The sequence below is a fragment of the Candidatus Methylomirabilota bacterium genome, from assembly GCA_035936835.1.
GTDB lineage: Bacteria > Methylomirabilota > Methylomirabilia > Rokubacteriales > CSP1-6 > AR37.
In genome coordinates, this window is record DASYVT010000005.1 from 1 (window position 1) to 12256 (window position 12256).

Here is a 12256-nt window from a genome sequence, read left to right on the forward strand (position 1 = left end):
CCGCAGGTGATGCACTTGAGACACGTGCCGTTGCGCACCATGGTGAACTGGCCGCAGTCGCCGCAGGGATCGCCCTCGTAGCCCTTGAGGCGCGCCATCTCGGAGGCCGAGAGCGCCTTGGCCTTCGCCAGCGCGCCGCTGCCGCCGCTGACCGGCGTCGCGGCGCGCGCGGTGACGGGCGGGGCCGCGGGCGGCTCGACGCGCGGGCCGGCCGTGCCCTGGAGGATCTTGGCGCCGAGCGTGTCGCCGCGGAGGTCCTCCTCGGCGACATGGGAGAGATCGGTGCGGCCGAGGTACGTAATGGCCAGCTCCCGGAAGACGTAGTCGATGACCGAGGTAGACATCTTGATGCGGTCGTTGCCCTTGACCATGCCGTTGGGTTCGAAGCGGGTGAAGACGAAGGCGTCCACGAACTCCTCGAGCGGCACGCCGTGCTGGAGACCCAGCGAGATGGCGATGGCGAAGCAGTTCATGAGGGAGCGGAATGCCGCGCCTTCCTTGTGCATGTCGAGGAAGACCTCGCCCAGCGACCCGTCCTCGTACTCGCCCGTGCGGAGGTAGATCTTGTGGCCGCCGACGACGGCCTTCTGGGTGTAGCCGGCGCGGCGGTCCGGCAGCCGGTGCCGCTCGCGCAGGTACTTGGTCACCACCCGCTCGGTCATGCGCTCGGCCACCTTCTCCACGTCCGCCGCCGCGGCGTCCTCCTCGTCGTCGCTGACGGTGTTCAGCGGCTGGGAGAGCTTGGAGCCGTCGCGGTAGAGGGCGACGGCCTTGAGCATGGACTGCCACGAGGCGCGGTAGGCGTCCTTGACCTCCTCAACCGTGGCGTCCTGCGGCATGTTGATCGTCTTGCTGATCGCCCCCGACAGGAAGGGCTGGGCGGCGGCCATCATGCGGATGTGGGCCGCGACCGCGATGAAGCGCTGGCCCTTGCGGCCGCAGCGGTTGGCGCAGTCGAAGACCGGCAGGTGCTCGGGCTTGAGGAAGGGCGCGCCCTCGACCGTCATGGCGCCGCAGCAGAAGTCGTTGGCGGCCTCGATCTCGGCCGGCGTGAAGCCGAGCGCGCGGAGCAGGTTGCCGTTCCACTCGGCCAGCTGCGCGTCGTTGATCCCGAGCTTCTCGGCGACATAGCCGTCGCCGAGCGTCCAGGAGTTGAGGACGAACTGGATCTCGAAGGCGCCCTCGATCGCGGCCTCGATCTTGGCCAGCCCCTCGTCGTCGAAACCCTTGGCCCGGAGCGTGTCGTGGTTGATGAAGGGCGCGCCCTCGAGCGTCTTCCGCCCCACGCAGTAGTCCACGATCTCCTCGATCTGGTTCGGCGGGTAGCCGAGCGCCTGGAGCGCCACGGGCAGGCTCTGGTTGATGATCTTGAAGTAGCCGCCGCCCGCCAGCTTCTTGAACTTGACCAAGGCGAAGTCGGGCTCGATCCCCGTGGTGTCGCAGTCCATGACGAGGCCGATGGTGCCCGTCGGCGCCAGGACCGTCACCTGGGCGTTGCGGAAGCCGTGCGCCTGGCCGAGGTCCAGCGCTCGGTCCCAGGTCTCGCGCGCGGCCTGCAGGAGCCGCTGTGGGCAGCGCTCGGGGTCGATGCCCATCGGCGTGATGGTCAGCCCCTCGTAATCGCCGGCGGGGCTATTGTAGGCGGCCCGCCGGTGGTTGCGGATGACGCGCAGCATGTGCGCCCGGTTCTTGGCGTAGCCGGGGAAGGGGCCCAGGTCCTTGGCGATCTCGGCGGAGGTCGCGTAGGCCTCGCCGTGCATGATGGCCGTGATCGAGCCGCAGATGGCCGCAGCCTCGGCGGAGTCGTACGGGATGCCGCTGCGCATCAGCACGGTGCCCATGTTGGCGTAGCCCAGCCCCAGCGTCCGGAAGTCCCAGCTCTTCTGCGCGATGATTGGGCTCGGGTAGGCGCCCATGAGCACGCTGATCTCGAGCACCATCGTCCACAGCCTGCAGGCGTGGCGGAAGCCCTCGACGTCAAAGCTGCCGTCGGGCCGCAGGAACTTGACCAGGTTGATGGACGCCAGGTTGCACGCCGTGTCGTCGAGGAACATATACTCCGAGCAGTTGTGGACGACGACGCCTCCGGCCACGAAGTGATGCGTAGCCTCCTCGGTCAGGTCGAACACGTCCGCATCACCGGCAGGCTCGATGGAAGCGACCTCGTCGGTGAGATCGTCCCGGTAGGTGGCCACCTCCGCATTCAGCCTTGCCAGCGCCGCGGCCTTCGGACTCTCGGGATGGAAGCCGATCTCGCGCTCGAAGAGGACGCGCGAGGACCGGCTGATCCGGAGCGAGAACATCGGCTGGACGGGATACTGCCGCAGGCCGCCGCGGCCGTCAGGAAGGAGCGAGACCGTCGTCTCGCCGCGCCGGTTTGCGTACAGCTTGGACTTGATTCCGAAGGACAGCAGCAGCAGCTGGACCTGGCTGAGGAGCTCCTCCGACGTGGAATCAAGGCCCACGTACTGGGACTTGTCCCCGTAGTTGGCGACGGTGCCGTCGGCGGTGAAGAGGCCCCGCAGGACCGCGGCCAGGGCGGGCCGGTCCAGCTCGAACACGGCCGGCGTGAAGCGCTTGGCCTCGGAGCCTTCGTCGAGCACCGCGAACTGACGGAACAGCTCCACCACGGGGCCGGAGCCGAAGGCAAGCCGGGTCCCGGTGGCACTCCGCGTCACGTGCACACCGTCGTTGCGGCCGACAGAGCCAACCACCTTCAGCGCGGCCTTCGACGCATTGACGGCCTCCGCGACCGAGGCCAGCACGCCCGCCTCCTGGGCGTGCATGGTGAGGATGACAACCCTTTGCTCTCGGCCGTGGATGACCGAACGAGTGAGGCAGCCGTCACCGATGGCCACCCCGATCCCCAGCGCGAGGTCGGTCGGGAGCGTGCGTCTGCCGAAGCCGGGGCCTTGGAGCATCAGCCTCTCACCGGGCCGAAGATCCTTGACCGCGACATCACCTCGCTCCACGGTCAGCACGCGATGGTCACCGGTGATCTGTACTCGGTAACCGGCGCGGGTCGTCAGCCGGAATACGGGCTTGTGGCCGGTCGGGAAAATGCGGGTGACCAGATGGGGCTGGCCGTCGGCGCCGATGATCAGGGCGGACTTGCCTACGAGGCTGTCGATCCGCTGCCAGCCGTCGGCTGTCGCGACGAGGGTGTCGCCCGTCACGCACGGGTTCGAGGCGTTGATGCGCCCGTCCTCGGGGCAGGTGTGCCACTCGTTGATGGTCGTGTCGTATTGCACGCCGGGGTCGGCGCAGGCCCAGGCCGCGTAGGCGATCTCGTTCCACATCTCCGCGGCCGGGACCTTCTTCGCGACCTTGCCGTCGGTCCGGCGCCTGAGCTCCCAGTCGCCGCCCTTGTCCAGCACCTCGAAGAAGCCGTTGGGCACGCGGACCGAGTTGTTGGAGTTCTGGCCGGAGACGGTCAGATAGGCCTCGCTGTCCCAGTCGGTGTCGTACTCCGGGAAGACGATCTCGGTCACGCCCTCGGCGGCCAGGTGGAGCGTCTTCTGGATGTAGGCCTCGGGCACGAAGGCTGCGCGTGCCTCGCGCACGGCCGCGCGCAGCCCCGCGTTCTGCTTGGGGTCGGCCTCGATGCGGTCGCCGATCCGCGCCGCCTGGAGCACCGCCTGGAGCCGCCGCTTGCCCAGCCGCGAGCCAGCCACGAGCGCGGCCACTTTCTGCTCCTCGACCACCTTCCACCGGATGAACTGCATCACGTCCGGGTGGTCGAGGTCGAGACAGACCATCTTGGCCGCGCGCCGCGTGGTCCCGCCCGACTTGATCGCCCCGGCCGCCCGGTCGCCGATCTTGAGGAAGGACATGAGCCCCGAGGACTTGCCGCCGCCCGAGAGGGGCTCGTTCTCGCCCCGGAGGGCCGAGAAGTTGGACCCTGTGCCCGAGCCATACTTGAAGATGCGCGCTTCCCGGGTCCAGAGGTCCATGATGCCGCCGTCGTTGACCAGATCGTCGTTGACGGACTGGATGAAGCACGCGGAGGGCTGCGGGCGCTCGTAGGCGCTGGTGGCGCGGGTCAGGGCTCCCGAGCCGGGGTCTACGTAGTAGTGGCCCTGGGCCGGCCCCGAGAGGCCGTAGGCGTAATGCAGCCCCGTGTTAAACCACTGTGGCGAGTTGGGCGCCGCGATCTGCGCCGCCAGCATGTGGCAGAGCTCGTCGTAGAAGGCGCCCCCGTCCGCCGGGGAGTCGAAGTAGCCGTAGCGCTCGCCCCAGTGGGTCCAGCACCCTGCCAGGCGGTGGAAGACCTGCCGGGCGTCCCCCTCGCCCCCGAGGACGGGCTGCCCTTCCTTGTCGAGGAGGAACTTGCCGTCGGGGTCGACCTGGGGCACCCCCGACTTGCGGAAGTACTTCTGGGCCAGGATATCCACAGCCACCGACGACCACTCGGCCGGTACGGCGATGCCATCCTGACGGAAGACCGAGGTCCCATCGGGGTTCCGGATCTGCGAGTTCTTCTGGGCAAACTCGATGCCGGTATAGGGGCTTCGGTCTTCCGCGGTGAATCGCCGGGTGATTCTCATACATCCCCCCTCTTCTGGACGCCGTCTGCTGCGGTTTCTAACTGGCCGCCGCCCGCCCTGCCGAGGACCGCGCCCGCGGAGGCTAACGCCACGAGAACTCGCCTCCGATTGCGCGCCGCCGCCTGGGGAACTGTGAAAGATGAACTGCGCGTGAGGCACAACATATTGTGCCCGGCCAGACTAAGTCAACCTTTATTTGGTGGTTTCCTCTTTTCCGGGTTTAGCGCGGTGCGTTGACGCACCAGAGCATTAGAATGAGGCCGCTATGCGCTGGCTCGTGGACGGCTACAACGTGATCAGGCGCGCGCCGGAGCTCAAATCGCGGGAGCAGGAGAGCCTCGAAGCGGGCCGCCAGGCGCTCTGCGCGCTGCTGGTCGAGGTCGCACGCGTGTCAGGGGACAGCTTCACCGTTGTCTTCGATGGCGCGCAGGCGGGCGGCCGCACGGGCGGCGGCTCCGGCGTCAGCGTGATCTTCTCGAGCGCCCGCGAGTCCGCCGACAGTGTGCTGGCGCGCATGGCGCGCGAAGGGGGCGCCGTCGTTTCAAACGACCGGGAAGTGCGCCGAGCAGCCGAGCGCGCCGGCGCCACTGTCGTCACCACCGACCAGTTCCTGGCGCGCCTCGACCAGGCTCGCCGGCTCCCGCCCGAAGCCCCAGCGGACCTGCCGGTGGACCTGAAGGAGGGCGAGGAGGACGAGAGCCCGCGCGGACCGCGCAAGGGCAACCCGCGGCGGCTCAGCAAGAAAGCCCGGGCTACCCAACGAGCTCTCGACCACCTGGGCCCCGGCCGCCCCCCCCCATGCCCAATAAAGGAGAGTCCATGCACGTCGGCTTCGTCGGCACCGGGAACATGGGCCGTCCCATGGCCAAGAACATTTTGAAGGCCGGGCATCAGATGACCGTCTTCGATCTCCGGCCCGAGGCGACGGTTCCGCTCGAGGCGCTCGGTGCGCGCCGGGCGGCAAACCTGCCGTCTCTCGCGCGAGAGGTCCGCGTCACCCTCATGAGCCTGCCCGACGCGCGGGCGGTGGAGGCCGCGCTGTGGGGTCCGGTGGGGCTCATGGAGGGCGCCCGGTCCGGCGACGTGGTGTTCGATCTGTCCACGGTCGGGCCCGAGAGCACCCGGGCGCAGCACGCGCGCATGGCCGAGCGGGGCGTGCGGCTGATCGACGCGCCCGTCTCGGGCAGCGTGAGCGGCGCCGAGGCCGGAACGCTCGCCGTGATGATCGGGGCGGATGCCGCGACCGTGGCGCCGTACGAGACGGTCCTGGGCGCTATCGGCACCAGCCTCTTCCGCCTTGGCGAAGTCGGACGGGGAAACATCCTCAAGCTCCTCAACAATTACGACGCGCTGTCCAACCAGGCAGCGCTCTGCGAGGCCATGGCGCTGGCCGACCGGCTCGGCATCCCGCGGCAGACCTTGGGCGAGGTCCTGGGCAAGAGCTCCGGCGCTTCCTTCATCCTCGAGCGCAAGCTCGGGGCGATGGTCGAGCACGACTACAAGGCGGGCTTCTTCGTGGATCTCGGGTGGAAGGACCTCGGGTTGGGACTCGAGCTGGCTGACGCTACGGGAGCAAAGACCGCCCTGGGGCGGGAGGCCTGGAAGCTCTACGGGCAGGCCCGCGAGGCGGGTCTGGGCAAGCTCGACACCTCGGGGCTCCTTGGGCTCCTGGAGCCCAAGCCCTGAGAGCTACTTGCCTTCTTTGATCAGCCGGTTGCGGCGCTGGAGATAGCCGTTGCGGACGGAGCTGTACAGATCGACCGTCGACTCCTCGATGCCCTGGAAGAGGTCGAGGTTGAGCGAACGGTCGTTAATCGTGTCCTCGCCCTTCATCGCCAAGGTGTCGGGCCAGAACGGGATGTAGTAGTAGAGCGGGTTCATCGCTCCATCGCCGGCGAAGCCGATGCCATCGCGGACGGTGAGCGGCGGCAGCAGGGGCAGCACGAGATACGGCCCGGGTCCGAAGCCCCAGATGCCGAACGTCTGGCCGAGGTCGGCCTTCTGCCGCTCGAGCCCCATCTCCTGGCGCGCGACGTCGAAGAGCCCGCCGACCCCGAGCGTGGAGTTGATGAGGAAGCGGCCCATCTCCTTGGTGGCGTCGAGGAGCTTCCACTGCAGCACCTTGTTCACGAACCGGGACGGCATGCGCAGGTTGGTGAATGCGTTGTCAATCATGGTCTGGAACATGTCGGGCACGACGTAGTTGTAGCCCTTCGCCGCCGGCTTCAGCACGTACTTGTCCAGGTTGTAGTTGAAGCTGAACATCTTCTCGTTGAACTTCTCCCACGGGTCGTATTCTTCCACGTCCGGGTCCGGCGGCACGGTGTCCGGAGTGCCGCGCAGCGAGGGGTCAACGGGTCCGGAGAGCGCGACGACCCAGGCGGGAGCGTTCTGACGGGTGATCGATTCGTAGGTGATGACGACGGGAGCGGCGGCGGACTCGTCCGTGTTCGCGGAGACGTCGGATTCGGGCATCGCAGGCTCAGCCGGCGCCGCGACCGGTGCGCGGGAAGCGAGCACGGAGCTCTCGCTGGCCAAGGTCGACGACAGCGTACTGCAACCTCCGAACGCGAAGCCGAGGATTGCGAGGACGATCAGGACCGGCCAGACCCGCGAGCTCGAGCGCACCGTGCCTCCTCTTGTTCTGAACGTCATTACCGCGTTCGAACCCGCCACCTTGAACCTCTTTGCACAACGGCGAAAGATTAGCCTGAAAACGGACGTTATGCCAGCCCTTTTTATTGCGCATCCGAGACTGCCGGGCAGCCCGCCCTCGACGACCCACGTTGAGGCCAAGCTGTTCTCCGTCTGACTCGTCCGACTTTTTAGCATCGTACCAGGGTCAAGCAGGCCGGGTGCCATGGTTCCTGAGGCTTCGGCCGCTATCCTATCCTACTGTCCAATAAGCTATTTCGATAGACCATAGGCTCGAACCTGCCCCAATACGAGCCCCGGCGACATCGCAATTTGTCAGCTAGGGCGGGCGAAGTTCCTAAACGCGGAGGTCTGGCCGGGAGCGACCGAGCACGACGGGAGTGGGCGGGAGTGGGCTCCCGCCCGAGCCCCCCAATGCGTGTGCGCAACGCCCGTTGCGCGTCCCGGCAAGAGTCGGGACCGGAGTCGGGCCGCCGGCGCCACCGCATCGCCCCCGCATGTCTCGGCTCGCGCGTATCATCTGAAGAGATCATGGTCAGCCGGCATCCGCGCGCGTGGAGCCTGGTCGCCCTCACGGGGGCGACGCTGCTGCTCCTGCTGGGCGCCCTCGTGGCGCGCGAGCTCAAGGGGGGCGAGCGTCCCGTCCGCCTCTACCGCCTCCGTCCGGAGGCCGCCGGGTGACGCCCAGCGCCCTCCGGCATCTCTCGCGAACCGATCCGGTCATGCGCCGGATCATCCGCGCGATCGGGCCGTGCACGCTCGAACCGCATCGCCTCCGCTGGACGCCCTTTCAGGCGCTCGTTCGTGCCGTCGTCTACCAGCAGCTCCACGGCCGCGCGGCCAAGGCGATCCTTGACCGATTCATCGCCCTCTTCGACAGCCGCGGCTTCCCGAGCCCGGGGGCCGTTCTCGCGGTCGATCCCCGGCGGATGCGGCGCGTCGGGCTCTCGCGCGCGAAGGTCCGCGCCATCAAGGACATCGCGAGGCAGGCGGCAGCGGGTGTGGTGCCGACTCGGCGCGCCGCCGCGCGCTTGAGCGACGACGAGCTCGTCGAGCGGCTCACGGCGGCCCGCGGAGTGGGACGCTGGACCGTGGAGATGTTCCTGATCTTCACGCTGGGCCGGGAGGACGTCCTGCCGGTCGACGACTTCGGCGTGCGCGAAGGCTATCGCGTCGCCTACGGCCTGCGGAAGCAGCCCAAGCCCAAGGCGCTCCTGGCCTTCGGCGAGCGCTGGCGGCCGCACCGGACGACCGCGGCCTGGTATCTCTGGCGCGCCGCCGATCGCGCCAGGCGCCCGGCCTTGCCCAAGCGCTAGCGCGAGATGGTCAGCCGCTCGATGCCGTAGCCGGTCGGGTCGACCCAGGGGGCTCCCTCGGCGAAGCGCGTGGAGCGGAAGCGTGAGAGGTCCGCGGTCTCGGGCTTGCCCTTGACGATCCACTCGGCGAGACAGCGGCCGATGGCCGGCGCCGTCTTAAAGGAGGTGCCGGAGTCGCCGAGCATGACCCACAGGCCCGGCACCGAGGGGATCTGGTCGATGATCGGGCGGCCGTCGGGGCTCATCATGATCATGCCCGCCCAGCCGCCGCGCATGGTCGAGCGCTCGAAGGCCGGGAAGCGCCCGGCGAGCCGCTCGCGGCAGAGCGCCACGTAGCTCTCGTCCACGCCCTCGTCGTACTTCTCCGGGTCCGCGTGCCCCGAGCCCAGCTCGACCCCGATGAGCGTGCACCCGCGTCCCTCGGGTCGCATCCAGGCCCTGTGCATGGCGTCGATCACCACCGGGTGGCGGCGCGTGAAGCCGTCGGGCCAGCGGAAGATCGAGACCTGGATGCGGTAGGGCGTGAGGCCGAAGTCGAGCCCGAGAGGCTCGAGGAGGCGCCCGGCCCAGGCCCCCGGCACCGCGACGACGACAGGCGCGGCGATCCTGCCCCGGCTGGTCTCCACGCCGGCGACGCGGCCGCCTTCGGTGGCGCCGCGGCCGCTTTCGATAATGATGCGGAGCGCCTCAGAGCCCGTCTCGATGGTGGCGCCGAGGCGCCGCGCGGCCTCGGCGAAAGCAAACGTGGTGGCGTTGGGATCGGCGAAGCCCGAGCCGGGCTCGTAGGCGGCGGCGCCGATGTCGTCCACGCGGAGGTCGGGAGAGATCGCGCACAGCTCGTCCTTGGAGACGAGGCGCGTGTCGATGCCGATCCGCTGCTGCATTGCGACGTTGGCAGCCAGGGCGTCCGCGTGGGCGGGGCCGACGATCTGGACGAAGCCCGTGGCGTCGAAGCCGCAGTCGCCGCCCACGACGTTGGCGAAATCGCGGAAGACCTTGAGGCTCTCCCAGGCGAGGCGGGACTCGGCCTCGTTGGTGTAGTGCATCCGGACGAGCGAGCCCGACTTCCCGGTGGCGCCGGCGGCCAGGTGCCGCCGCTCGACGACCGTGACGCGCCTGACGCCGAGACTCGCCAGACTGAAGGCCGCACTGGCGCCGTTGACGCCTCCGCCGATGATGACTACGTCCGCACTCGCCATGGGTTCGCCGCGATTGTGACACGCTTGACAGGCCCCCGGGAAGGTCCTATAAACGTCGCCACACACCGCTGTAGCAGGATCAGGCTGTACCCGAGCCAAACCTAACGGAGGTGCACCCCATGCCGGTCACTCGACGCGAGTTGCTCAAGGGCGCGGCAGCCCTCGGAGTCGCCGGGGCGCTGCCCCAGGCGTTCCCGGGCGCGGCGCAGGCCCAGACCACCCAGAAGAAGGAGCTCGTCACCGCCCAGGCCGGCGATATCTCCAAGTTCGACCCGCACTACAGCACCTCGTCCAACGACATCCGCGTCTCGTTCAACCTCTTCGACAACCTGACGAGCCGGCACCCCGACGGCAAGCTCCACCCGGGGCTCGCGACGGAGTGGAAGCTCGACGGCCAGACGACCTGGAGGTTCAAGCTCCGCCAGGGCGTCAAGTTCCACAACGGCGACCCCTTCACCTCGGCGGACGCCAAGTTCAGCCTCGATCGCACGTACGATCCGAGCGTCAAGACGATGGTCGCGACAGTGTTCACGACGATCGACCGGATCGAGGCTCCCGACCCCTACACGCTCGTCATCCACACCAAGAAGCCCGACCCGTTGCTGCCCGCGCGCCTGGCCTTCTACGGCGGCCAGATCGTGCCGAAGAAATACGTCGAGTCCGTCGGCAACGACACCTTCAACGCCAAACCGGTCGGCACGGGACCCATCAGCTTCAGCTCGTGGGTCAAGGACGACAAGGCAGTCTTCGACGCCTACGCGGGCTACTGGGGAGGGAAGATCGACGTCGACCGCTGGATCATGCGCGCCATCCCCGAGACGTCGCCGCGCATCGCGGCGCTCCTCAAGGGCGAGGTGGACATCATCACCCAGCTGCCGCCGGATCAAGAGGACCGCGTCAAGGCCAATGCCGCCACGCGGGTGGAGGGCGCGCTCTACGCGGGTCTGTACTGCTTGGGGGTGAACAGCAAGCGGCCCCCGCTCGACAACCCGCTCGTCAAGCAGGCGCTGTCGCTGGCCATCGACAGGGATCTGATCGTCAAGGAGCTCTGGAAGGGGCGGGGCATCGTTCCGAGCCAGCCCATCGCCAAGGGCGACAACCACTTTGATCCGAAGCTGCCGCCGCTCGCCTACAACCCCAAGGAAGCCCGCGAACGGCTGAAGAAGGCCGGCTACAAGGGCGAGGAGATCTTCCTCGAGACCACGGTTGCCTACGTCGCCCAGGACAAGCCCATGTCCGAGGCCATCGCGGCGATGTGGAAGGACGTCGGCGTCAACGTCAAGGTCGAGGTGGTCGAGTTCTCGGTGCGCGCCCAGAAGAGCCGGGAGAAGGCCTTCAAGGGTGTGTGGTGGGGTGACCCGACGTCCACGCTCGGCGACCCCGACGGGATGATGTGGCGCCTGCTGGGTCCGGGCGGCATCTACGACTACTGGCGCGATGCCAAGTTCGACGAGCTCGGCAACGCCGCGCGCTTCTCAGTGGACGAGAAGTTCCGCGCAGACGCTTACCGCGAGATGACAAAGGTCTTCCTGGAGAACTTCCCGTGGCTGCCCGTGATCCAGCCGTACGAGGACTACGGCCTCCAGAAGTACGTCGAGTGGACCCCGAACCCGAACCAGCAGTTCGAGCTCCGGCGCTTCAACTTCAAGTTCCGCCGCGCGTAGACTCGTCCCTCTCCCTCCCTCTCTCCCGTTGGGGGAGAGGGAAGGGGTGAGGGGGCTTGCCCCGTGCGCGGACTCCTCCCGTTTCTCGCCCAACGGCTCTTCCGCGCGCTGATCGCCCTCTGGCTCGTCTCCACGGTTGTCTTCGTCGTCATGCGCCTCTCGGGCGACCCCGTGCCGCTCCTCCTGCCTCCCGACGCGCCCATCAGCGAGATGGAGCGGGTGCGCCGCGAGCTGGGCCTCGACCGGCCGCTGCCCGTCCAGTACGCGGTCTTCCTCGGCAACACGCTCAGGCTCGACTTCGGCCGATCGCTGCACTTCCGCGAGCCGGCCTTCACCGTCGTGCGCGGCTACATCCTGGCGACGCTGGAGCTTGGTCTCACGGCTTTTGTGCTGGCGGCGGTCTTCGCCGTGCCGATCGGGCTTCTCTCGGCCATGAAGCGCAACTCGGTCCTGGACAATGCGGCCATGGGCTTGGCGCTCATCGGCCAGTCGGCGCCGACCTTCTTCCTCGGCATCCTCTTCATCTTGCTGTTGGCTCTCAAGGCCGACCTCTTCCCGACCTCCGGGCGCGGTGGCTGGCTGCACCTGGTCCTGCCCGCGCTCACGCTTGGCGCCTTCACCATGGCCTCCATCGCGCGGCTCACGCGCTCGGCTGTGCTCGAGGTGCTACGCGCCGACTACATCCGGACGGCGCGCGCCAAGGGGCTCGGCGAGGTGGTCGTCGTCGCCAAGCACACGCTGCGCAACGCCGCCATCCCGATTCTGACGATCACGGCGCTTCAGTTCGGCACGCTCCTGGGCGGCGCCGTGGTGACCGAGACGGTCTTCGCCTGGCCCGGCATCGGCAGGCTGGCCGTCCAGTCCATCTACAACCG

10 protein-coding genes are annotated in these 12256 nt (G+C 68.3%); 7 read left to right on the forward strand and 3 right to left on the reverse strand.

The annotated features are described in order from the left end of the window. Positions 1-4547 (reverse strand): LAGLIDADG family homing endonuclease (locus tag VGV06_00200; protein HEV2053572.1); only part of this gene is annotated, 4547 nt, incomplete at its 3' end. A 265-nt stretch (positions 4548-4812) separates the two neighbouring features. On the opposite strand from VGV06_00200, the gene VGV06_00205 reads away from it, so the two are divergent. Continuing rightward, positions 4813-5427, forward strand: coding sequence for an NYN domain-containing protein (locus tag VGV06_00205; GenBank protein ID HEV2053573.1), 615 nt, complete (start codon positions 4813-4815; stop codon positions 5425-5427). After that, positions 5367-6233: an NAD(P)-dependent oxidoreductase gene (locus VGV06_00210; GenBank protein ID HEV2053574.1), complete on the forward strand. Its 867-nt coding sequence runs from the start codon at positions 5367-5369 to the stop codon at positions 6231-6233. Before VGV06_00205 ends, VGV06_00210 begins: the two co-directional genes overlap by 61 nt. Positions 6234-6236: 3 nt before the next feature. Here VGV06_00210 and VGV06_00215 read toward each other — a convergent pair whose 3' ends face one another. Then, complete coding sequence (locus tag VGV06_00215) at positions 6237-7022, reverse strand: VacJ family lipoprotein (protein ID HEV2053575.1); 786 nt, start codon at positions 7020-7022, stop codon at positions 6237-6239. Here VGV06_00215 and VGV06_00220 point away from each other — a divergent pair. From VGV06_00220 to VGV06_00230, 3 genes are all read left to right on the forward strand, one after another. After that, entirely contained in the window at positions 6994-7359 is a 366-nt protein-coding gene (locus VGV06_00220; GenBank protein ID HEV2053576.1) for a hypothetical protein, read from the forward strand. The two genes, VGV06_00215 and VGV06_00220, sit on opposite strands and share 29 nt — an antisense overlap. 374 nt (positions 7360-7733) lie before the next feature. Continuing rightward, positions 7734-7883, forward strand: a complete 150-nt coding sequence (locus VGV06_00225; protein ID HEV2053577.1) for a hypothetical protein — start codon at positions 7734-7736, stop codon at positions 7881-7883. Then, positions 7880-8518: a DNA-3-methyladenine glycosylase 2 family protein gene (locus VGV06_00230; protein ID HEV2053578.1), complete on the forward strand. Its 639-nt coding sequence runs from the start codon at positions 7880-7882 to the stop codon at positions 8516-8518. Before VGV06_00225 ends, VGV06_00230 begins: the two co-directional genes overlap by 4 nt. Here VGV06_00230 and VGV06_00235 read toward each other — a convergent pair. Beyond that, positions 8515-9717: an FAD-binding oxidoreductase gene (locus tag VGV06_00235; GenBank protein ID HEV2053579.1), complete on the reverse strand. Its 1203-nt coding sequence runs from the start codon at positions 9715-9717 to the stop codon at positions 8515-8517. The two genes, VGV06_00230 and VGV06_00235, sit on opposite strands and share 4 nt — an antisense overlap. A gap of 119 nt (positions 9718-9836) precedes the next feature. Here VGV06_00235 and VGV06_00240 point away from each other — a divergent pair, with 119 nt between their 5' ends. Both VGV06_00240 and VGV06_00245 read left to right on the forward strand, forming a co-directional pair. Continuing rightward, positions 9837-11381 (forward strand): ABC transporter substrate-binding protein, encoded by a 1545-nt coding sequence (locus VGV06_00240; protein ID HEV2053580.1) that lies wholly within the window; start codon positions 9837-9839, stop codon positions 11379-11381. A 63-nt stretch (positions 11382-11444) separates the two neighbouring features. Further along, on the forward strand, positions 11445-12256 hold an 812-nt coding region (locus tag VGV06_00245; protein ID HEV2053581.1), incomplete at its 3' end, for an ABC transporter permease.